The following is a 25,458-nucleotide window of genomic DNA, read 5'->3' on the forward strand; positions in this document are numbered from 1 at the left end:
AGAGTGAAGGAAACAAGCTCCCTATCTACACGAAAAAGACCCATCCGCTTATACGGACGGGTCAGAGTATAAGGATGGATCAAACGGTATTCCGCTGATCCGCGTTGCTCATCTTACCGGTACCGATCGAGTTTAGACGCTCTACCAGTTCAGTACCGAATGGAGAAGGTGCTGCATTTGATTCCAGCACGGTATCTTTAAGTTCATAAGCATTCGACCCGTGTTCTGTGAAATCAAGTCCTGACAATTCTTCTTCTCTTGATACCCGTATGCTTGAGAATCTGGTGACGATGAACAGGAAGCCGCCAACTGTGACTGTTGTCCACGCGATTACAGCTGCAATCCCCAACGATTGTACCGCAAGTAATGAAGCGCCGCCGCCGTAAAATAATCCGTTTTGGATATCGAATAGCCCGACCGCTGCAGTTCCCCAAATGCCGCATATACCATGCACTGCAATGGCACCTACAGGGTCATCAATCTTGAATTTTGAATCAAGAATTGTTACAGACTCCACGAGAATGACACCGGCAATGAGCCCGATGATGAGAGAGCCTGCCAATGATACGTTAGCACATCCTGCTGTGATTCCGACTAATCCTCCCAATGCTCCGTTGAGGGTCAAGGATGGATCGACCCTTTTGAATCTGATTAACGTATATAGGGCTGACGAAAGGATTGCGGCAGATGCTGAGAATAATGTTGTTGTGATGACGCGAGGCACCAGTTCAGGGTCTGCTGCCAAGCTGCTGCCTCCATTGAATCCGAACCAGCCGAACCAGAGAATAAAGACACCGAGTGCTCCTAAAGGGATATTGTGACCTGGAATGGCATTTGCTTTACCTTTGGAGTATTTTCCGATACGGGCACCCAAGAATAAGACCGTTATAAGAGCCCCTACAGCTCCTGTTAAATGAACGACTGTAGATCCGGCAAAGTCAACAAACCCCATTTCAGAAATCCATCCGCCGCCCCACACCCAATGGCCGACAACGGGATAAATAGCACCTGTCATGACGATCGTCAATAAAATATAACTTTTCAGTTTCATACGTTCGGCAACGGCTCCCGAGATGATTGTGGCACAGGTGGCGGCAAATACTGATTGGAAAAGGAAGAAGCCGATATCTTCACGCCCTGCAAGAAAGAAGCTGTCAATTCCGATGAATCCATTGGCACTGCTGCCAAACATCAATCCAAAACCAATAATGAAATAGAGTACGGATGCTATTGAAACGGTGAGGAAATTTTTCATCAAGATATTAAGCGCGTTTTTTGCACGGGTGAATCCCGTTTCGACCATTGCAAAACCGGCATGCATGAAGAATACCAGAAAGGCGGCAATCATGACCCACATAGAGTCCATAGAAGCTTGAACGGTTTCTGTTGATGGGGCAGCGGCTAGAGCGGAAGTACTAATACCAAGTGACAGAAGCAGCAATACAGTAATTTTTTTAATCAATGATATCCCTCCGATTGTTAAATAATAAGTGTTTTATAAACAGTTGTTCCTTTTTATGAAAGAGTGATTTATAGAACTGCTTTTTTTCCGCGTTCTCCTGTGCGGATCCGGACAACCTCTTCAACTGGGTAAATAAAAATCTTCCCGTCCCCGACGGTTTCAGTACTGCACTGTTCCACTATCAGGTCAATGATTCCTTCCACTTGATCATCGTCGACAACCATTTCTACCTTAACGCGCGGAACCAGATTGATTTCAAACTTATTTCCGCGAAAGATTCCCTGTTTTCCTTTCTGCTTCCCGCATCCGGCTGCTTCGGAAACCGTTAATCCGCTGAATCCCCGATGACTCAGGGACTCACGTAATGAAATAAAAGCCTCTGCCCGAATGATCGCTTCCACTTTTTTCATGGATTTTCCTCCTTAAAGACTGTTTTGTATTTTGATGTAAGGTTTTATAACATCAATTTGTTATATTATTTATCATATTCAGAAAATAACAAAATATCAAGTACTATTTTTTGATGTAAGCGTTTTAATGTTAAAAAACCTTACATAAATAATAATATTTGTAGACCCCGAATCAAAATAATGTATCTGGAAACGCCGTTGTTGATAATAATGGGGGTTTACATAGCTATAAAAAACAAGCTATTAAAATTAAATAGCTTGTTTGCGGATTGAGGTATGATTATGTGATTCTCTAATTTTCTAATTCTTTCCTTGTTACAAAACCTTTTTTCATCCATACTTTGGAGCGCCATCGCTTCAGCATGATTAATCCTCTCAGCCATTCATCTGCAATGAAGGAAATCCAAATGCCGATAAGTCCGAGACCGAACCAGATTCCGAGTACATACGACAAGGTGACACTGACACCCCACATCGAAAGGATACCCATATAGACTGGGAAGCGGACATCACCAGTGGCCCTTAATGAATTGATGACGACCAGGTTAAAGCTTCTGCCTGGCTCCAGGATGATGGTTAAATAGATTAATATTTTTCCGAGTGAGATAATTTGTTCATTATCTGTGAAAATACGGAACAGAGGATCTGCAAATAGTGTAAAGATCCCCGCCATTGCGAGTGAAATAACAATGGCGATTTTTAAGCTTTTCAAGCACCTCTCGTACGCACTTTCGTAATCTCTTGCACCTACCAGGTGTCCAATCAATATTTGTGTCCCCTGACTGATGGCTACACTGAATAAAAAGATGAACATCATTAGGTTCTGTGCGTACACTTTTGTAGTGAGTGCATGGGTGCCCATGCTTGCGATAAAGTACGTAATGACCATTTGCGAACCATTATAAGATAAATGTTCCCCTGCTGACGGAATCCCGATGCGCAGCAAATTCTTTATATGGGAAAAAGGAAGACTGAATAACTTTTTAATCGGTAAAGCGGAAGGTATTCTCTTCCTGATCACGATGATCCCGGCAATAAGCCCAAGCAGCCTGGATGTGATTGTTGAAATGGCCACACCTTCAACCCCTAAAACAGGGATGCCGAAAGGTCCGAAAATAAACAAGTAATTGCCGATCACGTTGATGATATTCATTCCGATCGTGATGTACATGGCATCTTTCGTATAGCCGTAGCTCCTCATGATCGACCCGGCAGTCATGATAAGCGCCTGTATAAATGCGAATCCACCTACGATTTTTAGATAAGATGACGCCTCATCCATCAATGACTGTGGCAGATCCATGGAAGAAAGTATCGGTTTACTGAATAGAATCAAAGCAATGCTTAGTAATAGTCCGAACAGAAGATTCACGGCGAGTGAAACGAGAGAAATCTCTCCTGCGAATGTATCCTCTTTCGCTCCTAAATGCTGTGCTACAAGTATCGCCGTGCCGGTAGCGACAAAGCCGAACATCACAATGATGAGGGACAGGATTTGATTGGAAACTCCGACAGCGGCCACGGAATCATCAGAGTATTGGCTGAGCATGAGTGTGTCGGCATTCCCCATGAGCATATGAAGAAAGATTTCAATGAAGATAGGCCATGTGAGAGCAAACAAGGTCATCTTTTTCGTTGTATTTTTAGTCATAAAATTACTCCTTGCTATGAAAAGTTCGGATAAAAGAGAGAAGGGGACTAACTCATCAAAATGAGTTAGTCCCGTGGTTACAAGCGAACAACGTTAAAGATGAAGGATGGCAAAACCGAATTCTTCAAGTTCAACTTCAATGGTTTCTGCTTCGGCAGCGAATTCTTCATTATTCCATAGGTTGACGATCTTCTTTCCTTTTAAATCAAAGGGCAGCGAGTAAGTTGTCTCTTCATCCTTGCAATTCAGAAGAATGAAGATGGTATCTTCCCCATTTGATTTAGTGAAAGCGATGCATCCTTCATGGAGTTCGGCCGGTAAGAAAGAAAGGTTCCCTTCATTAGCAAGCAGTGGATGGGAACGGCGAAGCTCGATGTGTTTTTGTATATGGTGGAAAAGTGCTTCGTTATGTTTTTCCTTTTCCCATGGGAAGCATTTTCTGCACCCTGGATCTTGGGCACCGGTCATACCGATTTCGTCTCCGTAATATATACATGGTGTCCCTGTGAAAGACAGCATGAAGCTATATATCTGTTTCAGTCTGCGTATATCCTCTCCGCACTCTGTCAGTATTCTCGGGGTGTCATGACTCCCAACCAGGTTAAAGTTCACTTCGGTGACATTTTTCGGGTACATATGGATGACGCTAGTCAAATTCTCAACAAATTGAGCCGGAGAGATGGATTGTTTGGCAAACAGGTTTATCATATTCGTTGTGAAAGGGTAGTTCATGACCGCGTCAAACTGATCACCCCTCAGCCAAGGCATTGAATCGTGCCATATTTCTCCGAGGATATACAAATCAGGTTTGATCGATTTTACTTCTCTTCTAAAATCCCTCCAGAACTGGTGATCCACTTCGTTTGCGACATCAAGGCGCCAGCCGTCGATATCGAACTCCTTCACCCAATACCGTCCGACGTCGAGTAAATAATCGCGTACTTCTTTGTTTTCGGTGTTTAATTTAGGCATGGAAGCCTCAAAAGCGAACGTCTCATAATTCGGCGGTATACTCTCAGTATTCAATGGGAATTCCCTCACATGAAACCAGTCGCGGTAAGGCGATTTTTCACCATTCTTCAGAACATCCTGAAAGTGTGAGAAATAGAAGCCGCTGTGATTGAAAACGGCATCCAGCATGACTTTTATTCCGTTATCATGACATGTACGCACTAATTCCTTCAACGTTTCTTTTGTGCCGAATTGCGGATCGATTTCGAAATAGTCGATTGTATCATATTTGTGATTGGAATGAGCCTTGAAGATTGGAGTGAAATATATCCCTGAGATGCCTAATTCTCTGAGGTAAGGGATGTTTTCGATGACCCCTTCCAGATCGCCGCCGAAGAAATTTGTTCTTGAAGGGTCTGTGCTGTTCCATTCAAGGGTTCCCTTCGGATCGTTCTTTCTGTTGCCATTTGCAAATCGTTCAGGGAAGATTTGATACCAGACCGTGTTTTTTACCCACGAAGGAGCCTGAAAAACATCAATTGAATTTAAGAATGGAAAACAAAAATAATCACCGATGTCCGCCGAAGGATGATCGGAAAACCCTTTTTCTCCATAAAAAATTTCCTTATCTCCGTCATTCAGGAGAAAACCGTAACGGAGGCGCCTGAAAGGAGGTTTCAATGAAGCGAACCAGTAATCGAATAGTTGATCGGTACCTGACAAGATCATTTCTTTTTTATCATAAATCCACTCCCCGTTTTCCCAATGATACGGGTCGCCGTGGAGGAGAACTGCGGTTTTAATATCATTTTTCTTCGTTCTTATTCTGATATGGAGCTCTTCATTAGTGCAAGCGTATGCATAATTATCTTTTGGACGATGATAAATCGCTTCTAGTAACATCCGTGTATCCTCCTTTTTGCATTTTCATTTAAAGAGTAGTCTACTCTCAGAGTGTTGTCAATAAAACAAATCTTCAACGTGGAAGCGTTTTAATATTTTTCTATAAAACTCAAAAATATTTAAAAAACTATTGCTAAATCATATTTAATTTGTATAATAGGTAATAGGTTGTGCAATCGCTTTCACACATAATTGTAAGCGGTGTCTATTGCACCGGATTCTAGTTGTGTGTGCAAACGGTTGTACAATCGGGGAAATATTATTTTACCTATACTTAGGAGGGGTCAAGATGAAGAAAGCATTATCATTATTAATGGTAGTTATGCTTGTTTTAGGGGCGTTGGCTGCTTGTGGTCCTAACCGTGAAGAACAGTCTTCAGGAAACAAAGACAGCGAGAAAAAAGCTGACGATGCTAACAAGCCTGAAAAACTGGTTATCTGGGAAGACCAAGAGAAAACTGGATGGCTGGATGAAGTAGGTGCCAAGTTTACAGAAGAAACTGGTATCGAACTAGAAGTGAAAGAAGTAGAAATGGCTACTAAAATGAAAGAACAATTACGTTTGGACGGTCCTGCCGGAACGGGTCCTGACGTTTTGACTTTACCACATGATCAAATTGGTGAACTTGCTCTTGCAGGTCACATTGCACCATTAGAGGTTGACGGGGAAATTGAAGACCGCTTCACTGAATCTTCAATGACAGCTCAAAGCTATGATGGAAAACTTTATGGTCTTCCTAAGTCTTCTGAAACGCCGGTATTTGTTTATAACAAAGAATTGATGGAAGAAGCGCCAAAAACAATGGATGAAGTGTATACATTCGCTAAAGATTTCACGAAAGATGGAAACTACGGTTTCTTAGCGCTGTGGGATAACTTCTACTTCGCTCATGCTCCAATCGGTGGATTCGGCGGATATGTATTCGCTGAAAATGATGGAGCTTTAGATTCAAAAGACCTTGGCTTGAACAATGAAGGTGCTGTAGAAGGTACTGAATACATTCAAAAATGGTACACAGAAGGTTTATTCCCTAAAGGTATCATTGGAGAAAACGGTGGTTCTGCAATGGACGGGTTATTCGGTGAAGGAAAAGTTGCTTCGGTTATGAATGGACCATGGTCTTTCCAAGGTTACAAAGATGCAGGAATTGACATCGGCATTTCTGCTATGCCTAAGCTTCCAAACGGAGAGCCAATGAAAACATTCATGGGTGTTAAAGGATGGCATGTATCCGGATACTCTGAAAACAAAGAATGGGCTCAAAAGTTCATCGAGTTCATCACTCAGGATGAGTATGCTAAATTACGTTTCGAACAAACACAGGAAGTGCCGACAAACCAAGGGTTGATCGACGATCCTGCAATTGCTGAGAACCCAGGTGCCAAAGCGGTTGCTGAACAGTCTCAATATGCAGTTCCAATGCCTAACATTCAAGAAATGGGAGAGGTTTGGGGACCAATGGCTGATTCACTTCAAACGGTTGTAACTGGTAAGCAAGAACCTAAGGCGGCTCTTGATGCAGCAGTTAAGCAAATCCAGCAAAATATCGAAGCGAATCATTCAAATTAATGAAATTATAGCGGTACCTTCTCCCAATGGAGAGGTACTGCTATCCTTTTAAGGACCTATTCAAGGGCTTTAAGAGGAAGAAATACGTTTCTGCCTCCTAAAGCTCTTGAAGCTTAAGTAAACAAGTTGAAGTATAGAAAGGGGACTATAGGATGGAGCGACAATCCTATCAATCAAAACATAGAAAAACAGCGCTGGCCCTGTCCATCATCCCGGGACTCGGTCAGTTGTATCATAAGCAGTACGTAAAGGGCGGATTTTTCCTGGTCATGGCAGCCGCTTTTATCCTGGTATTCAGGGATTTGATCAGTTACGGTCTGTGGGGGATCATAACGCTTGGAACGGACGTATCCTACGGAGATCACTCCATCTTCCTGATGGTATATGGAATTCTCGCAATCATCGTTTTATTATTCGGAATCGGTTTTTATCTATTTAATTTACGAGATGCATATGTAAATGGAGAAAAGAGAGATAGAGGGGAACAGCTTAGCACAATCAGAGAGCAATACAGAAACTTGGTAGATAACGGATTTCCTTATCTTATCATGTCCCCAGGCTTCCTGCTCCTTGTTTTCGTAGTCATCTTCCCGATCATCTTCGTTGTCCTGCTGGCATTCACAAACTATGATCTTTATCATTCTCCGCCGGCAAAGCTGGTTGATTGGGTCGGGATTCAGAACTTTGTGGATATCTTTAAGATTGATATTTGGAGAGAAACATTCATTACTGTTTTAGCATGGACGCTTGTGTGGACATTTGGAGCGACGACACTTCAAGTATCTCTTGGGATTTTCCTGGCTATCCTCGTGAATCAAAAGGATCTGAAAGGAAAAGCGATTATTCGTACAGTATTCATTCTGCCTTGGGCAATTCCTGCATTCGTTTCCATTCTTGTTTTTGCAGGTATGTTCAATGAGTCGTTTGGGACGATCAACCGGGACATTCTCGCAGCCTTGGGAATTGGGGAGTTACCTTGGATGACAGAGCCGATGTATACACGACTGGCTTTGATCTTCATTCAGACGTGGCTTGGATTCCCGTTCATTTTTGCCATGACAACTGGCGTGCTTCAATCGATTCCTGATGAATTGTATGAGGCTGCGACGGTTGACGGAGCTTCGATATTCCAGAAGTTCAAGAATATCACACTGCCGCTTGTATTATTTGCGACGGCACCGATCATCATCACCCAATATACATTCAACTTTAACAACTTCAACGTTATTTATTTATTCAATGGCGGTGGTCCGGCTTTAACAGGCCAGAACGCAGGTGGGACAGATATCCTGATTTCATGGATTTACAGCCTGACGATGACGTCGGCTCAATACTCCAAAGCAGCCGCCATCACATTACTGCTATCCATAATCGTCATCACAGTAGCGATCTGGCAGTTTAAACGCACGAAATCATTCCAAGAAGAGGATATGATGTAAAGATGAATATGAAAAGACAGAAACTCATACGTTTAACATTTTCTTATCTAGCCATTGGTATTATGTTTGCGATCATCCTTTACCCTGTAGCCTGGATCATCGGCTCTTCCTTTAATCCAGGGCAGAGTTTATCAGGATCATCCATCATTCCTAAAAATGCGACGCTTGCTCATTATAAGGAATTATTCGATCTTGAACGAAGCAACTATCTGATTTGGTACTGGAATTCACTAAAAGTAAGTTTGTCAACGATGGCACTTACGGTTCTCCTGGTAAGCTTGACGGCTTATTCCTTCTCCCGTTATCGTTTTGCGGGACGGAAAAACGGGTTGATGACATTCTTGATCCTGCAGATGATCCCTAACTTCGCGGCATTGATCGCCATTTTCGTCCTGGCGCTGTTAACGGATCTATTGGATACTCATATCGGGCTGATCCTCGTATACGTCGGTGGTCAGATACCAATGAACACATGGCTGATGAAAGGTTATTTGGATACAATTCCGAAAGAGCTGGATGAATCAGCCAAGATGGACGGTGCAGGACATCTCAGGATCTTTTTCCAAATCGTCATGCCACTTGCCAAGCCGATCATTGCTGTCGTGGCCCTGTTTTCATTCATTGCACCATTTGCAGACTTTATCCTTGCGAGTATACTGCTTCGTTCTGAAAATATGTATACGCTGCCGGTTGCTCTCTATGATATGGTTGCAAAGCAATTCGGTGCCGAATTTACAACGTTTGCAGCGGGTTCTGTATTGATTGCAGTTCCAATCGCATTTTTATTCCTGTTCTTCCAGAAATACTTCGTTTCAGGATTGACGGCAGGGGGTACAAAAGGATAATCTTATAGGCGTTACTAACTATTGAGGAGGAGCGGAGATGAAAAGAAGAGTACTATCTCTCATTTTAGTCCCGTTTCTTCTTTTTTACGCCCTTCCGGTAGGTGCAGTTGAAAAAGAAGAACGAAAGTGGCAGGATGAAACAATTTATTTCCTAATGGTAGATCGCTTTAACAATGGTGATCCAACAAATGATAAAGAAGTGAACACAAAGGATCCCAAGGCTTACCATGGCGGTGATTTCCAAGGGGTTATCGATCGATTGGATTACATCAAAGATATGGGATTCACTTCCATATGGCTGACTCCCGTATTTGACAACCAGCCAAAAGGATACCATGGATATTGGATTACGGACTTTTATAAGACCGACGAGCATTTCGGTACGATGGAAACGTTCAAAAAGCTTGTAGAAGAAGCACATAAGCGGGATATGAAAGTCGTCCTTGATTTTGTGGTTAACCATGTGGGGCCGGAGCATCCCTGGGTGGATGACCCTGCAAAAGAAGACTGGTTCCACGAAAAACAGCCAATGAACTTCTCCGACAAAGAAAGTCTTCAGAACGCATGGCTGTATGACCTTCCTGATTTAAACACAGAGAATCCCGAAGTAAGGGAATATCTCTTTGATGCTGCCAAATGGTGGATCAAAGAAACGGATGTCGACGGTTATCGTCTGGACACGGTGCGCCATGTTCCACAAGATTTTTGGAGTGATTTCAGTAAAGAAGTTAAATCAGTGAAAGACGATTTTTATCTTCTTGGTGAAGTGTTTGATCGTGACCCACAGAAGATAGCAGAATATAGCGATGTGGGTATCGATGGATTCGTTAATTTCCCCCAAGCTGAAGAATTACGTTCAGTGTTTAACAAACCTGATACTTCAATGGACAGGTTGTTCAATTTCTGGAAGTACAATGAAACATTTTATGAAGATCCTTATTTGATGGGGACTTTTATAGACAACCATGATATGGAACGTTTTACACGTTTATTGGTACAGGAAAATGTTTTCCCTGGTACCCGTTGGAAACTCGCCTTGACATATATGTACACGACTCCGGGAATACCGATTGTGTATTATGGGTCTGAAATTGCCATGGATGGCGGGGAAGACCCGGATAACCGGCGGTTGATGAATTTCAGGGCCGACAAAGAACTGATTGATTACATTTCAAAACTGGGCAAGGTTCGAAAGGACTATCCTGCTTTGACAAGAGGAACGATAGAGCCGTTGTATGAACAAGACGGATTGGGAATATATAAACGCGCATACAAAGATCAAACGGTGGTTGTAGCCATCAATAATTCCAGTGAGACCCAAACTGTCGAACTTGATGAAGGGGAGCTTGCTGATAACAATGAACTAAAAGGGTTACTTTCAGATGACCTGGTGAGAAGCGATGAAAACGGGACGTATAAAGTCGCTTTGGATCGTGAAGAAGCAGAGATTTATCTGCTTAAAGCCAAAAGTGGACTGAACATCCCATATTTATCAGCACTTGCTGCGGTGTATGTATTATTTTTATTATTTATTTATCTAGTATGGAAACGCGGAAGAAAAAACCGCAAATCATAAATGAAAGGGCTCTTATATGAGCCTTTTTATAAGATTTCCCCGGCAGTGTTGGAAGCGCTTTTATGAAGTGCGCCAAAGCTGTAATTATTTTAAAACAGAAGGGGGGAGGAACGATGGCTGTTACGATAAAAGATGTCGCGAAACTCGCAAATGTCGCACCATCTACCGTTTCACGCGTAATCGCAAATAACCCTAGAATAAGTGAAAAAACAAAACAAAAAGTCAGGGAAGCGATGGACCAATTGGGGTATCATCCGAATTTCATCGCCAGAAGTCTGGCCAATCAGTCAACAAGAGTTTTGGGACTTGTATTGCCCGGCTCTGCAAGCACCTTCTCACAAAACCCTTTCTTCCCTACAGTCCTTAGAGGATTGAGTGAGGGGGCCCATGAGAAGCAATATGCACTCCAAATGTCGACAGGACAGTCGGAAGAGGAAATATATGAAGGTGTCGTTCAAATGGTTCAAGGCGGACGAGTCGATGGGATCATCCTTCTTTATTCAAAAGTCGAAGATAAAGTAATGAACTATTTGAAAGATCGCAATTTCCCTTTTGTCATGATAGGAAAACCCTATAAATACTGTGAAGAAATCACCCATGTAGATAATGATAATTTCAGGGCCGCCAGGGAAGTAACGGATTACCTGCTGGGTCTTGGGCATGAATGTATCGGTTTTATTGGAGGGGACCTGAATCTTGTGGTCACTGTTGAGCGGTTGCTGGGATACGAGAAATCGCTAAGGGAGGCAGGTCTTGATTTAAAAGATGAATACATCATACATGAAGAGTTTCTGCGTGAAGGTGGAAGGGAAGCAATCAACGAACTGATGCAGCTTGCACACCCGCCTACTGCTCTGGTGGTAGCAGATGACTTGATGGCATTGGGAGTACTGAATACGCTTGATGAAATGAATATATCTGTACCTGATGATATATCCATTATCAGCTTCAATAACGTTCTCCTTGCTGAAATGTCCCGTCCTCCTTTGACGTCGGTTGATATCAATATATTCAACCTTGGCAATGAAGCGGCCAAAAGCCTGATCCAAAAGGTGGAAAACCCAAAAGACCCGATTAAGCGGATCATCATTCCTCATGAAATCGTGAAACGGGCTTCGTGCAGCAAGAGAGAGGTTCAAGGGTAACAAAAGTGACCGGGGCTCGAGATTTGAGCCCGGTCTTTTTTTGGTACTGATTGTTTGCCCGCTGCTAAGGTGCCAGGCTCAAATTCCTGCAGCACGAAAAAACCGGGCCTGCTAAAATTAACGGGTTCTGTTTTGGAGTACAAAATTGCAATCTACACCGCAATATGTGGTAGTAATTGCAGATGCATTTGAAGATAATCTTACCCGACAAAGTGAACAAAAGCGGAACCCCTCGAGCCAGATGAATGAATCAGTAACATTGAATGATTAAATAAGGGAAGAAATTTCCCTTAATGAAGAAATGGAACTGAAAACAGTCAAAATAAAGGTAAAATTTACTTCTATTTACTTGAAAAGCTATAAAATTGGGGATCTGTGCAAGATTAGAAGGAAATTTTCCCCTTATTTACCCCTACCCAAGCAAGCTTCAGCAGATTAACGGAAAAATTTCCCCTTATTTATATCTTTGTTACTCTTTAAAGGCTAAGGTATCCTATGCCTCCAAAAATCCAACCTGTTCTTTAGTTTAATAAGGATTTCACTCATTTTCACATCTTTCAACTTTGGAGACTAAACGAACACGTTAGCCAGATTATTAAATAATTGAAGCGTTACAGAAAGTTCTGTACCGCTTCAATTTTAGTGCCGTCTCGGTAACAAGTTAATATACAAATTAGAACCCGAATTCCTTAAAATGCTTGTTATATCCAATAAAAAAAGGGTTGCAAAATCATGACGATTTGCTTCCCTTTTTCTAATGTTTTTTATAGTTTGTACTTTAAAACAGAACCCGTTATGCTAAACCCGTTTTTTTCCTCGAATCATAAATTTAGCCGTTTACAACCGCACCGCCGTTCACATGAATCATCTGCCCGGACACGTAGGTTGAATCATCGCTCGCCAGATAAACATAAGCTGGTGCTAATTCAAAAGGCTGCCCCGCTCTTCCCATCGGGGTATTGGCACCGAACTGGGATACTTTTTCTGCACTGAAGGTCGCTGGAATGAGTGGTGTCCAAATAGGACCCGGTGCGACGCCATTGACACGTATCCCTTTTGAGGCGATGTTTTCGGCCAGCGATCGTGTAAAGCTGACGATTGCTCCTTTAGTGGATGAATAATCGATAAGGTCTTTATTGCCTTTATATGCTGTTATCGAAGCCGTATTTATAATGGAAGCTCCTTTTTTCAGGTGAGGCAGAGCTGCTTTAGTCAGGTAAAACATTGAAAAAACGTTGGTTCTGAATGTGCGTTCCAGCTGTTCGTTGCTGATGTTTTCAAGGCCTTCCTGAGGGTGCTGCTCTGCTGCATTATTGACGAGAATGTCCAATTTGCCAAACTGTGAAATCACTTTTTTTATGATGTCTTCACAGAATGTAGCACTCCCAATATCGCCTGAAAGCAGCATGCACTTGACACCTTCTGCTTCTACGAGTTCTTTTGTTTTGTTTGCATCCTCATGCTCATCCAAATAAGAAATGGCCACATGTGCTCCCTCACGCGCGAAATACCATGCGACAGAACGGCCGATACCGCTGTCCCCTCCTGTAATGAGGGCAACTTTTCCATCCAGTTTACCGCTTCCTTTGTAGTTTTGATCGGTATGAATCGGCTGCGGATTCATCTCATCTATTGTACCTGGCTGATGATCCTGATGCTGAGGTGGGAAGGTTTGTTTTCCATTTTGCTGCTGTGACAAACTAAACACTCCTTTTAAGTAGTTAGATGATATGTTCAATATCTTGATACCTTATACTTAGATTAGTGTTTACCCGATGAATGCAATTATTAACTTCTTTTCCCGAATTTTTATAGCATAAAGTTACATTTTCTAAAAAGAACAGACCCAATCGGATCTGCTCGCATGGTCATGTATTCATCAGCTTTTCTGCCTTATAGCCAATCATATTCAACAAGCCTTTCGGGGATGAGAAGGGAGGTGCATAGCACGTTTCAATTTCCTGGAGCTGTATGACCGTCAGTCCGCCTGTAATGGCCGTTGAAAGTACATCAAGTTGTTTATCGACACCTTCGCCTCCAACCACATTCCCTCCAAAGATTTTACCTGTATCAGGACAAAAATGGACCCTGACATATACATCCTTGCTGCCCGGATAATATCCTGCATGTGATTTGCCTTCATGGGTGGCTGTCACGAACTTTATTTTACGATCGGTGAGTTCTTTTTCCCCTAATCCTGTGGAGGCAATGGTCAAATCAAACACTTTTGCTATTGCACTTCCAAGCATGCCTTTAAAAGGTACAGGATTGCCCGTAAGGTGTTTTGCGATGATATAGGACTGGCGATGGGCCGGCCAAGCAAGTGGAACTTGTTTTGGGCTGCCGTCAATCAAATCGAAGGATTCCACTATATCCCCCACAGCATAAATCGCCGGGTCATCGGTCTGCATAAATTCATTTACCTTGATACCCCCGGATTCACCCACACTCAAACCAGCCTGACGGGCTAGTTTATTATTTGGTTTAATACCTACTGCTAATAGAATGAAGTCAGCTTCAATGGTTTCTCCGTTATCAAGTTGAATTTCATTTTTTGAATTAATTTTGTGAAGTCCGTTTTCCAAGTATAGCTTTACGCCTTTATCCTTTAAGTGTTGTTGTATCTTTAATGCTGTTTCTTCGTCTATGACGCTGAGAACGTGATTGGAGCGTTCGACGATACAGGTTTCGATTCCAAGGCGGGTCAGGTTCTCTGCCATTTCAACACCGATAAATCCGCCACCTATGATCGCTCCTGCACCAGGTTTTTCCGTTTCCAGATAGTTTTTTAATTTATCCATATCCTCAACGGTTCTAAGAGTGAATGAGGGAATTTGTTCAAGTCCATCGATATCAGGAATGAATGGGGAAGCACCTGTTGCTAAGATCAAGGCATCATAGGTCTCATGGTATTCTTCGTTGTTAGTAAGGTCTTTAATTTTAAGGGATTTCTGTTGCCGGTCGATTTCTACGGCTTCATGCTGCATTCTGACATCAATGTTTTTTCTGGCCTGCAGTTTATCAGGGGTATAGGCAAATAAATCTTCCCGGTCTTCTATTACTTCCCCCAGATAATAAGGCATTCCACACGCCCCATAAGAAAGATAAGAAGTTCTTTCCAGTAAGATGATTTCAGATTTGTCGTCCAATTTTCTTAGCTGGGATGCGGTTGTGGCACCACCCCCGACAGCTCCAATGACAATGAATTTGTTACTCATTTTTACTCCTCCCTATATGTATCTTTTGTTAGTATTTCAAGGGTAGATAATGAAATAATTTTAAAAAGCCTAATGAGTATATTGTACCCATTAGGCTATGTAAGATAACAAATCAGCGGAAGTTTACAAATTGAACATCGATGGATAAATCAGCTTCCCTGACTGCTGACATGATTTTTTGAAGGTCATCCTTGCTTTTCCCTGTAACACGGACTTGGTCATCCTGTACCTGGCTCTTCACCTTAACACCGGAGTTCTTGATGATCGTATTGATTTTTTTCGCATTCTCCCTGTCGATTCCCTGCACAAGTTTTGCACGCTGGCGGACCGTTCCTCCAGAAGCCCCTTCAAGCTTGCTGTAATCAAGGTTTTTGACCGGCACATTACGTTTGATCAATTTGCTCAATAATACATCTTTTAATTGATTCATCTTGAATTCATCATCTGAAACCAAGACGATTTCTTCTCCATCCAGTTTGATATCACTCTTGCTCCCCTTGAAATCATACCGGGTCTGAATTTCTTTGAGTGCGATTTGAATGGCATTGCTTACTTCGGACATTTCCACTTTTGATACAATATCAAATGAGCTTTCTTTTGCCATGTGGGATTCCCTCCAATTACTAGATTCTTCTATTATTATAGACAAGTGTCGTTCAGTAGCACAACTCTGAGGATGTGTGTTAAATACCGCTGTTGATTTCCGTGCAAGACTTCGCTTTCCGCGGGCGGTCGGTGAGCCTCCTCGGCTTTCGCCTCCGGGGTCTCACCTGTCTCGCTTTTCCCGCAGGAGTCTACGTCTTGCTCTCCAATCAACTGCTGGAGCCGTTTTAAAATAATGTAATATGTATATAAACCTCTGGCTGCCTGTGAGCAAAAAATAAATAACCTAAAATCACATGTGTGCCAGGGATACGCATAGAAAAACCACCTGTATCTACAGGTGGTAAATTGGATTCAATTCCAGCGTGAAGCACGTCTCAGATATGATCCGTTTTTTTGGAATATTGATTTTTTCCGCCTTGACGGTTCAGTTCTTTCATTTTGTTTTTTTCTTCATGCAGTGCCTGGTTGTCTTTTGCTTTTTTATCATTATCAGAAGTATGCGGCATTATAAGAACTCCCTTCAATATAGATACAGCTTCTCAATTAGTATGACAAATTGAAGGGAGGTTTATGAATGTTAACGAAGGAAAAATACTGCCAATGTACCTGTCCCTGTATGAGAACCGACAGCACATCCAATAATATTGATGAAAACATCTTTTGGGGAGAACTTCTCCTCAATCATCTTTTTCATTTCCAGAGCAAGCTCCTCATCATCACCATGACTTATGGCAATCGTCTGCTGTGATAAATTTGAACCGCGTTCTTCCATCAGCTCGAGGATTCTTTTCTGAAGCTTCTTTTTGCCTCGGAGCTTTTCGATCGGAACAAGCTTACCATCCTCGACATGAAGAAGAGGTTTGATATTGAGCAGTCCTCCAAGGAATGCAGAGGCTTTTGAAACACGTCCGCCTTTGGCAAGATAATCGAGATCTTCCACAGTAAAGAGGTGTTCCATATGTTCTGCATGGTAGGTGACGGTATCAATGATTTCCTTGTACGTCCCGCCTCCTTGCAGGGTCTTTAATGCACTTTGCACGATAAGGCCATAGCCAAGTGACGCACACTTGGAATCAATGATGGTAAGGTCAAGCCCGGGGTGTTCTTCTTTTACCTGATCCCGGATCATGACGGCTGTCTGATAAGTGCCTGAAAGCTGAGAAGAAAAGGCGACATAAATACCTTTCTCATCATTCTCGGCAAGCTCGGTAAATTTCTTCAGGAACGTTTCCGGGGATACTTGAGATGTTTTTGGCATATGCCCTTCACGTATTTTATCAAAAACGGCTTTCGGTTCGATATCGATTAAATCTTCGTAATCCTGGCCTTCGATATGTACTTTAAGAGGAAAAAATTCTATGTTGTCCTGATTGAAAAATTCTTTTGGCAGATCGCTTGCACTATCAGCAAATAATTTTACTGTCATTATTCTCATCCCTTTATCTTTACTTATAGCTTAAGTCTAGCTATTTTTAAGTAAAATGACAATCTATTCCTTTATAAAAAATAATCCAATGGGATGACCTGCCGCCAGAGTTTAGGTATGATATTTTGTGGAACATATTTAGTAGTACATAATTAAAACAACAGAGGAGGTTTGTGCATGAACAGGGATCATGTTCATTTAGAAGCAAAAAAGTTTGTGGTCGTACTGATCGGGGCGATACTGGGTGCGATAGCCATGAACTTTTTCTTGATACCGGCAAATGTCTACGCAAGTGGATTTACCGGAATGGCACAATTATTATCGAGTATTATCAAGGAATTTACACAATTTAATGTATCAACAGGTATTTTACTATTCATATTAAATATTCCTGTCACCATTATCGGATGGTTTAAGGTTGGAAAGTCCTTTACTGTTTACAGCTTTATATCCGTGTTCCTGACCTCTTTTTTCTTAGAGGTCATTCCCGTCATTCATTTATCCCCGGATATATTATTGAATGCGGTCTTCGGAGGTGTCATTGCTGCGGTTGGAGTAGGTCTTACATTGAAGTGGGGTGCCTCTACCGGAGGAATGGATATCATTGCGATGATTCTATCCCGCATGAAAGATAGGCCCGTAGGTTCGTATTTCTTTGTAATGAATGCGGTCATCATCATTTCAGCAGGTTTTTTATACGGTTGGGAGAAAGCATTATATACTCTCGTAACACTTTATGCTTCCACACGTGTCATCGATGCGATCCATACCCGTCACGAGAAGTTGACGGCCATGATCATTACGAAGAAATCACAAGAACTTCGCGAAGCCATCCATTCAAAGCTGATGAGGGGAATTACCACTGTTCCTGCAAAAGGGGCTTTTTCAGGAGAGGCGAAAGAAATGATGATTATCGTCATATCACGCTATGAGCTGTATGAGCTGGAGCATACAATCAAGGAAGTGGACCCCAACGCCTTTACCAACATCGTACAAACGACAGGTATCTTCGGTTTCTTCAGAAGAGATTAATGATAAAGTGAATATCTTGCAGCTTGACGATAAAAAAGGTTGACCTTGTGATTGAAGGTCAACCTTTTTGCTCGTTACTGAAGGGTATTCAACTCATCTTGAAGGGCGCGTAATTGGCGTTGTTCTTCTACATTGCTATTAGCATATGCAGAAGACAAGGCATTTTTTGCTTTGCTTACAGATGCTTCAGTATTCCCGCCTTGGGCTGCCGCCTGTTTCGCGGAGTTGACTGCTTGGCGTGCCTGCCTGAATAATGGATTGCTCATATTAAATTCCTCCCAAAGAGGAGTCTTCCACTTTAGATGACAGTTTATTTGCCTCTGCTTCTGCGTATGTCAAATGGTAGGGAATACGTTCATCATGTTTTTCTACAGCAACTTTACCTTGTTGTACAAATCGTTTGGATTTATTTCTACCCATTGCAACCACCCCTTTTACAAGCTGGAACACAAAGTTGTGTTCTCTTGTAGTATGGCTTGTATCGGAAGTGTTTACAGTAAAAAAAATTCCCACTCCTGCCATTAAAGATTAAAGCGGTTTTGCAGGTATCTTCCTATCCCGTCTTCTTCATTTGTCCATGTGATGTCATTTGCGACTTCCTTCAGTTTATCAATGGCATTACCCATTGCCACACCTGTGCCGGCATATTGCAGCATTTCAAAGTCGTTGTCTTCATCACCGAATGCTATGATTCGCTCCTGTGGGATTTCAAGCGATGAAGCGACTTTTTCGATGCCGACGGCTTTATTTAATCCTGTTTTAACAATTTCAATGACATGCCACGGTGCAGCCCATCTGCGGTGATCGATCACTTCTGCATGAACTTCATCAAGATGTGCACGGATGTCTTTCACATCCTTCTCTTCCGCATGGATCAGCATTGAGGTAGGATTTTCAGAGAGGACTTCACGGATATCCCCGGTTGAGATGGATGGATTGCCCATCATAAATACATCGATGAGTTTTTCATCATGATAATGAAGGTATACATCGTCCTTAACTTCCGCGATGATATTTCGGAACGGAAAGTCATGGCAGGCTTCAATGATTTGTTTTGATACATGTAAATCCATCGGGGTATGATAAGTACCCCATGTGTCATCTGTCGGATGATGAACAAACGCACCATTGAAGTTGACGATAGGGGTTCCCAGGTTTAACTGTTTGTAATACACTTCACTTGCCCGGTACGGCCGGCCAGTGGCAATCATCACTTCGTGTCCTTGTCTTCTTGCCTGTGCCAATGTATGAAGAGTCTTGGATGAAATTTTTTTCTCATCGGTCAGGAGTGTACCGTCCAGGTCCAATACTATTAAGTGCTTTTCGTGTGAATTCATATCGTATTTTCTCCAATTCTTTATAGTGTAATGATACAAAATGGGTGTGTTAATATGTATGCTGCAGCAAATCCTCACTGTAAGAATAGTGTATATGCATCCAGTGAAAGCTGTCCATATCATGCAATCGAATGTAATGATATTTTTACAATACGGGTATTAAATATTATACATACTGTAAAATCTAGGATATCATATTACTGTTACCAGCGTACAGAAGGGAGCACGTTACCATGATCGTAGTTGAGAAATCAAATATAAAAGAGATTCCTTATCTTCATCTTGTTAGAGAAGAAGAAAAAAGCAATCCATTGCCATTGTGCTTTTTTATACATGGATTCACCAGTGCGAAAGAGCATAATCTCCATTATGCTTATTATTTGGCTGAAAAAGGCTTCCGGGTCATACTCCCTGATTGTCTTGAGCATGGTGAGAGAGCAACTGGAAAATCGGAAGAAGAATTAGGCAGCGTTTTCTGGAAGATTGTACTGAACAGCATTCATGAACTGTCAATTTTGAAAGGGCATTTCGGGGAAAAAGGCTTGCTGGTGGAGAATGGAGTAGGGGTGGCTGGCACCTCGATGGGGGGGATTGTCACCCTTGGGGCATTGACACAGTATGATTGGATTTCTTCTGCCGTTTCACTGATGGGCAATCCATCGTATGTGAAATTTGCCAAAGCACAGCTTGCCCATTTGAAATCTTCAGGTTATCAACTGCCGTTCAGTGAGGAAGAGGTGCAGGCAATCCTAAATGAACTGTCCCACTATGACTTAAGCCTGCAGCCTGAAAAGCTGAAGGGACGCCCGCTCATGTTCTGGCATGGAAAAAAAGACAAAGTCGTTCCGTTTCATCTGACTGAAGAATTTTACAAAAGTATTTTACCTGCCTATGAAGGCAATGAAGAAAATATCTTATTCATCGCTGATGACAAAGCTGACCATAAGGTTTCAAGAGACGGCGTCATGAAGCTTGTCGAATGGTTCGAAAAACATCTTTCGGCTTAACCTTTTGTCTTCATTGGCTTTCTTTGATAAGATAATGATAAGATGAAGTACAGTAAAGGAGAGTGTAACGATGGATCAGGATCTGAAAGATAATTTGATGGGAGCACTTGAACAGGTTGTGGACCCTGAATTAGGAATAGATATCGTCAATTTGGGATTGGTATATGATGTAGATCTAGACGAAGAAGGAAAAGCGACTGTCACCATGACCCTCACATCCATGGGCTGCCCGCTGGCAGGGACGATCGTGGATCAAGTCAAGGCAGCATTAAGTGACATTCCTGAAGTGAAAGAAACAGAAGTGGATATCGTATGGAATCCGCCATGGAGCAAAGATAAGATGTCACGCTACGCAAAAATTGCATTAGGCATCACATGATTTAAAAAATACCCCTTCAACTTAGGGGTATTTTTTTATGGCGTTTTTATTAAAGATGATTTATAGACCTAAAAAAGAGGAAGGGAAAAAGTGTTTTTTATCTAAATAAAACCCCAACTAATTTGCGTTATAGGAGACAAATTAGTTCAGGCTTTTTAATTTGGTCAGATGGACATTTTGATTTAGCGCTTTCCAGCAATTGATTGGAGTGCAAGACGAAGACTCCTGCGGGAAGAGTAGCTTATAAGAATAGCGGAAGGGCTTTGCTCAGAGGCGTGTGGCATAAGACGAATCGGCCACGAAGGCGTTCTTTGCCTTCTTGGACGGTTTGACTTATGACATGTGCCTCTAAGCCCTGCAGCTAGACAAGTGAGACCCCACAGGAGCTTACGCGACGAGGAGGCTCACGGGCTACCCGCGGAAAGCGAAGTCTTGCACGGAAATCATTAGCGGTATTAAAAGACTACGCTGAAATTTTTCGTCTTTAAGTGGTGGTTTATTAGTTTTGTCCCAGCCTCTTCTTAATGTAATTAAATGAATATAACAACCAGTATTCCGACGATCAAGCAATAAAAAGCAAAATATTTCAGATTTCCTTTGGCCATGATATTCATAAACCATTTTAATGAGAAGTAAGATGCGATCAATGATCCAAAGAATGCCAGCAGATAAGGCATTGTCATGGATGCCGCAGGCGGAGCATCAATCAGGTCTTTGATCCCGAGAAGCATCACCCCGAAACTGACCGGGATATATAAAAGGAAAGAATAGCGCAATGCAGTTTCTGCTTTCATACCGCGGGCCATGGCTGCAACGATCGTGGCGCCTGACCGGCTGATCCCCGGAATCAGTGCAACTGCTTGAGCGAGACCGATGATAAGGGCATCTTTTACGTTAAGGTCCCCATCGTTTTTCCTTCCGCGAAGGTTTCGGATCAGCCATAAAGCAGTTCCGGTAATGATCAGGGTGATCCCAATTGTCACAACTGATGAAAGGTGTTTTTCTATGACATCGCCAAACACCACTCCGATGACTCCTGCGGGAATCGTCCCGATGATCAGGTAAACAATAAAATGGAAATCGCGTTTGTTTTCGGGTGTCTTTTCTTTAAAATATCCTAAGCCATTGACAATCAAACGCCAAATGTCTTCTCGATACACTAATAATACTGCAAATAAGGAAGCTGTATTTACTAATATTTCGAAGGTCAAGCCCGGTTCTTCAATCCCAAGGAAGTACTGAGCAAGAACGAGATGACCACTCGATGAAATCGGAATCGGTTCAGTAAAACCCTGGAATATTCCTAAAAATAAGTATTTAACTATCAGATAAAAATCCATTACATATCCTCCAAGCGTAATTTCTCCACATTTTTTTATTTAACACCAAATGGTAACAGGCTGTAAAGACTTTTTCCGAATGTTAACCAAACCGTAATCTAATGTTCAAGAAGATACCTTCATCTGGCATGAATGAACATCCCCGCGAAGTAGAAAATATAAAAGAAGCCACGCTTCAAACGGAGGAGGTATATGAATGGGACAACCAAGACATTTTAGGGGTGGAGAAAAAGCGCCGAATAATGGCATCTATATTGAAATTGGTGAAACCGGAAGCAACGTGAACAATCCTCAAAAGCTAAAAATGAAAGCGGGAGACCGGTTCCCTGAAAATTCAAATCACAACCGCCACTGGACTTACATGAGAAAACCTTAATAATGAAGTTTCCAGGAACAAGGATTACCGTTAGAGGATACAGGGAATGGGTTAAAACGTTCCTTGGTCCTTACGGTCATTCCTTGTTCTTTTTCTTTTTATTTTTCTTGAGAAGAAGATATAATAATACAAAAGGTCAATAAAGGTCAAGAGAGGGAAGAGGTGTTGAAGCACATGAATGTTGATTCCATGACACACAGCATACAAGAAGGACTTGCCGCAGCAGGTCAACTTGCCAAAGATCACAAGCATACGGATATTCGAATACTCCATTTATGGAACATGTTGATTCAAAATCCGGATGGACTTCTTAAATCGATCTATGAAAAAGCTGGGATCATTACAGCCGATTTACACGATTTTCTCCAGCAAAAGCTGAAGGGGATTCCGGCGGTGGAAGGTTCTGGAGTACAGTATGGCCAATATTTATCCAATGACCTAAACCGTCTCATTCAGGAAGGAGAAAAGCTCCGAAGTAAATGGGGTGATGATTTTTTATCAATCGAACATTTAGTCCTGGCTCTCTATCAGCAACCCGATCATCCCGTCATTCGATATTTGAAGGAAAAGGGAATCACCAATGAACAGCTGACAACAGTCATTACTTCAATAAGAGGAGGAAAAAAGGTGAACACTCAAAATCCTGAAGTTACATATGAAGCACTAGAAAAGTATGGAAGGGATCTTGTGGCAGAAGTCAAATCAGGCAAAATAGATCCCGTCATCGGCAGGGATGGTGAGATCCGCCATGTCATCCGCATCCTTTCAAGAAAAACGAAGAATAACCCTGTCCTGATCGGTGAACCGGGAGTTGGGAAAACAGCAATCGTCGAAGGACTGGCCCAGCGGATTGTAAGGAAAGATGTTCCAGAAGGGCTGAAGGATAAGACCATATTTGAACTCGATATGAGTTCCCTAGTGGCAGGCGCAAAGTTTCGCGGGGAATTCGAAGAAAGATTGAAAGCCGTGCTGACGGAAGTGAAAAAAAGTGAAGGGAAAATCCTTCTGTTCATCGATGAATTGCATACGATTGTCGGAGCCGGCAAGACAGAAGGTGCAATGGATGCCGGGAACATCCTGAAACCGATGCTTGCCAGGGGGGAACTTCACTGTATCGGTGCCACTACGCTGAATGAATACCGCAAATATATCGAAAAGGATCCGGCACTGGAACGCCGTTTTCAACAGGTGATGGTTCAGGAGCCGAACGTGGAAGATACGGTATCCATTTTAAGGGGACTAAAAGAACGGTTTGAAATCCACCATGGGGTCAATATCCACGACCGCGCAATCGTAGCAGCTGCAAGGCTGTCCGATCGTTACATTTCAGATCGTTTTCTGCCGGATAAGGCGATTGACCTGATTGATGAGGCGTGTGCAATGATTCGTACGGAAATTGATTCAATGCCTTCCGAGCTGGATGAAGTGACCCGTAAAGTGATGCAGCTTGAAATCGAAGAGGCGGCACTCACTAAAGAAAAAGATGAACAAAGTAAGGAACGTCTGAGCCGAATCAAAGAAGATTTAACTAATCTGAAAGAAAAAGCTGATGCAATGAAGCTCAAATGGCTAAAAGAGAAAGAAAGCATAGGGGTGGTTCAGGAAAAAAGAGAAGAACTGGAAAAGTTGAGGCGCCAGCTTGAAGAAGCGGAAAGCGATTATGACTTAAATAAGGCTGCTGAACTGAGGCACGGCAGGATTCCCGCAATGGAAAAGGAACTTCAGGCAGTTGAACAGGAAATGATGAAGGAACAAGAGGGAAGGCTTGTAAGAGAAGAAGTGACGGAGGAAGAAGTTGCAAACATCGTAGCCAGGTGGACTGGGATCCCTGTAACCAAGCTGGTCGAGGGTGAAAGGGAAAAACTCCTGAAGCTTGACAAGATATTGCATGAACGGGTCATAGGGCAGGAGGAAGCGGTAGAGCTTGTCAGCGATGCAGTGATTCGTGCAAGGGCCGGGATCAAAGATCCTAATCGTCCGATCGGCTCTTTCATTTTCCTTGGCCCTACCGGGGTGGGAAAGACAGAGCTTGCCAAGACGCTTGCCCATACTTTATTCGATAGCGAAGAACAGATGATTAGAATGGATATGTCTGAATATATGGAGAAGCATGCTGTATCAAGACTGGTCGGGGCCCCTCCCGGGTACGTCGGCTATGAAGAGGGCGGCCAGCTCACGGAAGCCATCAGACGCAAGCCTTATTCAGTGATCCTGCTCGATGAAATTGAAAAGGCTCATCCCGAAGTGTTCAATATTCTTCTGCAGATGCTCGACGACGGACGCATTACTGACTCACAAGGGAGAACGGTTGATTGTAAAAACACGGTTATCATTATGACGTCCAACATTGGTTCAGCCCACTTATTGGAGAGAAATAAAGGGGAAGAAGAAATTGATGATGAAACGAAAGAGCTGGTGATGAAGCAGCTGAGAGGCTCGTTCAGACCTGAATTTCTGAACCGTGTAGATGACATCATCCTATTCAAGCCGCTCAGTATCGAAAATGTCAAAGGGATCATTGAAAAGCTTCTCATTGAATTGCAGTCCCGTGTAGAAGAACAGCAAATAACCATAAATCTGACTGAAAAAGCTAAAGAGTTTATTGCACAGGCCGCATACGATCCTGTATACGGAGCACGCCCTTTGAAAAGATATCTTCAAAGGGAAATTGAAACAAAACTGGCAAGGGAACTGATTGCAGGCAATATTGGAATAAATGAAGAAGTAGTGATCGATGCCGGGGATGAAGGGCTGCATCTTTCTGTTCGCTAGTAAATTCAAATAT

23 protein-coding genes are annotated in these 25,458 nt (G+C 42.5%); 10 read left to right on the plus strand and 13 right to left on the minus strand.

The features are described 5' to 3' along the window. Nucleotides 1-79: 79 nt before the first annotated feature. The 4 genes from HWX64_RS06590 to HWX64_RS06605 all read right to left on the minus strand — a co-directional run bounded on the left by HWX64_RS06590 (nucleotide 80) and on the right by HWX64_RS06605 (nucleotide 5,377). Nucleotides 80-1,462, minus strand: coding sequence for an ammonium transporter (locus HWX64_RS06590; protein ID WP_175988355.1), 1,383 nt, complete (start codon nucleotides 1,460-1,462; stop codon nucleotides 80-82). Nucleotides 1,463-1,530: 68 nt separating this feature from the next. Continuing rightward, complete coding sequence (locus HWX64_RS06595) at nucleotides 1,531-1,872, minus strand: P-II family nitrogen regulator (protein ID WP_175988357.1); 342 nt, start codon at nucleotides 1,870-1,872, stop codon at nucleotides 1,531-1,533. A 292-nt stretch (nucleotides 1,873-2,164) separates the two neighbouring features. Continuing rightward, the gene (locus HWX64_RS06600; RefSeq protein ID WP_175988360.1) at nucleotides 2,165-3,523 is read right to left on the minus strand and encodes an MATE family efflux transporter; all 1,359 of its coding nucleotides are present in this window, start codon (nucleotides 3,521-3,523) and stop codon (nucleotides 2,165-2,167) included. Nucleotides 3,524-3,616: 93 nt separating this feature from the next. Further along, nucleotides 3,617-5,377: an alpha-glycosidase gene (locus HWX64_RS06605; RefSeq protein ID WP_175988362.1), complete on the minus strand. Its 1,761-nt coding sequence runs from the start codon at nucleotides 5,375-5,377 to the stop codon at nucleotides 3,617-3,619. A gap of 289 nt (nucleotides 5,378-5,666) precedes the next feature. Here HWX64_RS06605 and HWX64_RS06610 point away from each other — a divergent pair, with 289 nt between their 5' ends. The 5 genes from HWX64_RS06610 to HWX64_RS06630 all read left to right on the plus strand — a co-directional run bounded on the left by HWX64_RS06610 (nucleotide 5,667) and on the right by HWX64_RS06630 (nucleotide 11,952). Then, complete coding sequence (locus HWX64_RS06610) at nucleotides 5,667-6,947, plus strand: extracellular solute-binding protein (protein ID WP_175988364.1); 1,281 nt, start codon at nucleotides 5,667-5,669, stop codon at nucleotides 6,945-6,947. A 152-nt stretch (nucleotides 6,948-7,099) separates the two neighbouring features. Beyond that, nucleotides 7,100-8,386 (plus strand): carbohydrate ABC transporter permease, encoded by a 1,287-nt coding sequence (locus tag HWX64_RS06615; protein ID WP_175988365.1) that lies wholly within the window; start codon nucleotides 7,100-7,102, stop codon nucleotides 8,384-8,386. Nucleotides 8,387-8,388: 2 nt separating this feature from the next. Continuing rightward, nucleotides 8,389-9,231 carry a sugar ABC transporter permease gene (locus HWX64_RS06620; RefSeq protein ID WP_175988367.1) on the plus strand — a complete coding sequence of 281 codons (843 nt, stop codon included), beginning with the start codon at nucleotides 8,389-8,391 and terminating at the stop codon, nucleotides 9,229-9,231. A gap of 37 nt (nucleotides 9,232-9,268) precedes the next feature. Then, nucleotides 9,269-10,807, plus strand: coding sequence for an alpha-amylase family glycosyl hydrolase (locus HWX64_RS06625; RefSeq protein ID WP_175988369.1), 1,539 nt, complete (start codon nucleotides 9,269-9,271; stop codon nucleotides 10,805-10,807). Between the two features lie 113 nt (nucleotides 10,808-10,920). After that, entirely contained in the window at nucleotides 10,921-11,952 is a 1,032-nt protein-coding gene (locus HWX64_RS06630; RefSeq protein ID WP_175988371.1) for a LacI family DNA-binding transcriptional regulator, read from the plus strand. Nucleotides 11,953-12,781: 829 nt separating this feature from the next. Here HWX64_RS06630 and HWX64_RS06635 read toward each other — a convergent pair. From HWX64_RS06635 to HWX64_RS06655, 5 genes are all read right to left on the minus strand, one after another. Next, nucleotides 12,782-13,651: an SDR family oxidoreductase gene (locus HWX64_RS06635; protein WP_175988373.1), complete on the minus strand. Its 870-nt coding sequence runs from the start codon at nucleotides 13,649-13,651 to the stop codon at nucleotides 12,782-12,784. Nucleotides 13,652-13,820: 169 nt separating this feature from the next. Further along, nucleotides 13,821-15,170 carry a CoA-disulfide reductase gene (locus tag HWX64_RS06640; protein ID WP_175988375.1) on the minus strand — a complete coding sequence of 450 codons (1,350 nt, stop codon included), beginning with the start codon at nucleotides 15,168-15,170 and terminating at the stop codon, nucleotides 13,821-13,823. 112 nt (nucleotides 15,171-15,282) lie between these two features. Next, complete coding sequence (locus HWX64_RS06645) at nucleotides 15,283-15,774, minus strand: YajQ family cyclic di-GMP-binding protein (RefSeq protein WP_175988377.1); 492 nt, start codon at nucleotides 15,772-15,774, stop codon at nucleotides 15,283-15,285. Nucleotides 15,775-16,150: 376 nt separating this feature from the next. Beyond that, nucleotides 16,151-16,282 (minus strand): DUF3941 domain-containing protein, encoded by a 132-nt coding sequence (locus tag HWX64_RS06650; RefSeq protein ID WP_175988379.1) that lies wholly within the window; start codon nucleotides 16,280-16,282, stop codon nucleotides 16,151-16,153. Nucleotides 16,283-16,353: 71 nt separating this feature from the next. Then, entirely contained in the window at nucleotides 16,354-17,202 is an 849-nt protein-coding gene (locus tag HWX64_RS06655) for a DegV family protein (protein WP_175988382.1), read from the minus strand. A gap of 177 nt (nucleotides 17,203-17,379) precedes the next feature. On the opposite strand from HWX64_RS06655, the gene HWX64_RS06660 reads away from it, so the two are divergent. Beyond that, on the plus strand, nucleotides 17,380-18,234 hold the full coding sequence (locus HWX64_RS06660) for a YitT family protein (RefSeq protein WP_175988383.1): 855 nt from the start codon (nucleotides 17,380-17,382) through the stop codon (nucleotides 18,232-18,234). Nucleotides 18,235-18,308: 74 nt separating this feature from the next. Here the strand turns inward: HWX64_RS06660 and HWX64_RS06665 are convergent, their stop codons facing one another. The 3 genes from HWX64_RS06665 to HWX64_RS06675 form a co-directional block, all read right to left on the minus strand. Then, nucleotides 18,309-18,500: a DUF3813 domain-containing protein gene (locus HWX64_RS06665; protein ID WP_175988385.1), complete on the minus strand. Its 192-nt coding sequence runs from the start codon at nucleotides 18,498-18,500 to the stop codon at nucleotides 18,309-18,311. 1 nt (nucleotide 18,501) lies between these two features. Then, nucleotides 18,502-18,654, minus strand: a complete 153-nt coding sequence (locus tag HWX64_RS06670) for a hypothetical protein (RefSeq protein WP_175988387.1) — start codon at nucleotides 18,652-18,654, stop codon at nucleotides 18,502-18,504. A 101-nt stretch (nucleotides 18,655-18,755) separates the two neighbouring features. Beyond that, a complete protein-coding gene (locus HWX64_RS06675; RefSeq protein ID WP_175988389.1) occupies nucleotides 18,756-19,571 on the minus strand; it encodes a Cof-type HAD-IIB family hydrolase in 816 nt (271 codons plus the stop codon). Between the two features lie 233 nt (nucleotides 19,572-19,804). On the opposite strand from HWX64_RS06675, the gene HWX64_RS06680 reads away from it, so the two are divergent. Beyond that, nucleotides 19,805-20,578, plus strand: coding sequence for a prolyl oligopeptidase family serine peptidase (locus HWX64_RS06680; RefSeq protein WP_175988391.1), 774 nt, complete (start codon nucleotides 19,805-19,807; stop codon nucleotides 20,576-20,578). A 70-nt stretch (nucleotides 20,579-20,648) separates the two neighbouring features. Then, nucleotides 20,649-20,957, plus strand: coding sequence for a metal-sulfur cluster assembly factor (locus HWX64_RS06685; RefSeq protein ID WP_175988393.1), 309 nt, complete (start codon nucleotides 20,649-20,651; stop codon nucleotides 20,955-20,957). Between the two features lie 530 nt (nucleotides 20,958-21,487). On the opposite strand, the gene HWX64_RS06690 is transcribed toward HWX64_RS06685, so the two are convergent. Next, the gene (locus HWX64_RS06690; protein WP_175988395.1) at nucleotides 21,488-22,297 is read right to left on the minus strand and encodes an undecaprenyl-diphosphate phosphatase; all 810 of its coding nucleotides are present in this window, start codon (nucleotides 22,295-22,297) and stop codon (nucleotides 21,488-21,490) included. A gap of 196 nt (nucleotides 22,298-22,493) precedes the next feature. Between HWX64_RS06690 and HWX64_RS06695 the strand changes: the two genes are divergently transcribed. Beyond that, the gene (locus HWX64_RS06695; protein WP_032089181.1) at nucleotides 22,494-22,673 is read left to right on the plus strand and encodes a YjzC family protein; all 180 of its coding nucleotides are present in this window, start codon (nucleotides 22,494-22,496) and stop codon (nucleotides 22,671-22,673) included. A 174-nt stretch (nucleotides 22,674-22,847) separates the two neighbouring features. Next, nucleotides 22,848-25,445 (plus strand): ATP-dependent chaperone ClpB, encoded by a 2,598-nt coding sequence (gene clpB, locus HWX64_RS06700; protein WP_175988397.1) that lies wholly within the window; start codon nucleotides 22,848-22,850, stop codon nucleotides 25,443-25,445. The last annotated feature ends 13 nt before the right edge of the window (nucleotides 25,446-25,458 follow it).

It is taken from the genome of Bacillus sp. Marseille-Q1617 (assembly GCF_903645295.1).
In the GTDB taxonomy this organism is placed as follows: domain Bacteria; phylum Bacillota; class Bacilli; order Bacillales; family Bacillaceae_B; genus Rossellomorea.

Bases quoted from the DNA above. Each gene is read 5' to 3' on its own strand.
- HWX64_RS06620 (WP_175988367.1), top strand. From the start codon at position 8,389: ATGAATATGAAAAGACAGAAACTCATACGTTTAACATTTTCTTATCTA.
- HWX64_RS06660 (WP_175988383.1), top strand. From the start codon at position 17,380: ATGAACAGGGATCATGTTCATTTAGAAGCAAAAAAGTTTGTGGTCGTA.
- HWX64_RS06655 (WP_175988382.1), bottom strand. From the start codon at position 17,202: ATGACAGTAAAATTATTTGCTGATAGTGCAAGCGATCTGCCAAAAGAA.
- HWX64_RS06610 (WP_175988364.1), top strand. From the start codon at position 5,667: ATGAAGAAAGCATTATCATTATTAATGGTAGTTATGCTTGTTTTAGGG.
- HWX64_RS06680 (WP_175988391.1), top strand. From the start codon at position 19,805: ATGATCGTAGTTGAGAAATCAAATATAAAAGAGATTCCTTATCTTCAT.
- HWX64_RS06640 (WP_175988375.1), bottom strand. From the start codon at position 15,170: ATGAGTAACAAATTCATTGTCATTGGAGCTGTCGGGGGTGGTGCCACA.
- HWX64_RS06650 (WP_175988379.1), bottom strand. From the start codon at position 16,282: ATGCCGCATACTTCTGATAATGATAAAAAAGCAAAAGACAACCAGGCA.
- HWX64_RS06630 (WP_175988371.1), top strand. From the start codon at position 10,921: ATGGCTGTTACGATAAAAGATGTCGCGAAACTCGCAAATGTCGCACCA.
- clpB (WP_175988397.1), top strand. From the start codon at position 22,848: ATGAATGTTGATTCCATGACACACAGCATACAAGAAGGACTTGCCGCA.
- HWX64_RS06685 (WP_175988393.1), top strand. From the start codon at position 20,649: ATGGATCAGGATCTGAAAGATAATTTGATGGGAGCACTTGAACAGGTT.
- HWX64_RS06695 (WP_032089181.1), top strand. From the start codon at position 22,494: ATGGGACAACCAAGACATTTTAGGGGTGGAGAAAAAGCGCCGAATAAT.
- HWX64_RS06600 (WP_175988360.1), bottom strand. From the start codon at position 3,523: ATGACTAAAAATACAACGAAAAAGATGACCTTGTTTGCTCTCACATGG.
- HWX64_RS06595 (WP_175988357.1), bottom strand. From the start codon at position 1,872: ATGAAAAAAGTGGAAGCGATCATTCGGGCAGAGGCTTTTATTTCATTA.
- HWX64_RS06645 (WP_175988377.1), bottom strand. From the start codon at position 15,774: ATGGCAAAAGAAAGCTCATTTGATATTGTATCAAAAGTGGAAATGTCC.
- HWX64_RS06670 (WP_175988387.1), bottom strand. From the start codon at position 18,654: ATGGGTAGAAATAAATCCAAACGATTTGTACAACAAGGTAAAGTTGCT.
- HWX64_RS06615 (WP_175988365.1), top strand. From the start codon at position 7,100: ATGGAGCGACAATCCTATCAATCAAAACATAGAAAAACAGCGCTGGCC.
- HWX64_RS06625 (WP_175988369.1), top strand. From the start codon at position 9,269: ATGAAAAGAAGAGTACTATCTCTCATTTTAGTCCCGTTTCTTCTTTTT.
- HWX64_RS06605 (WP_175988362.1), bottom strand. From the start codon at position 5,377: ATGTTACTAGAAGCGATTTATCATCGTCCAAAAGATAATTATGCATAC.
- HWX64_RS06675 (WP_175988389.1), bottom strand. From the start codon at position 19,571: ATGAATTCACACGAAAAGCACTTAATAGTATTGGACCTGGACGGTACA.
- HWX64_RS06690 (WP_175988395.1), bottom strand. From the start codon at position 22,297: ATGGATTTTTATCTGATAGTTAAATACTTATTTTTAGGAATATTCCAG.
- HWX64_RS06665 (WP_175988385.1), bottom strand. From the start codon at position 18,500: ATGAGCAATCCATTATTCAGGCAGGCACGCCAAGCAGTCAACTCCGCG.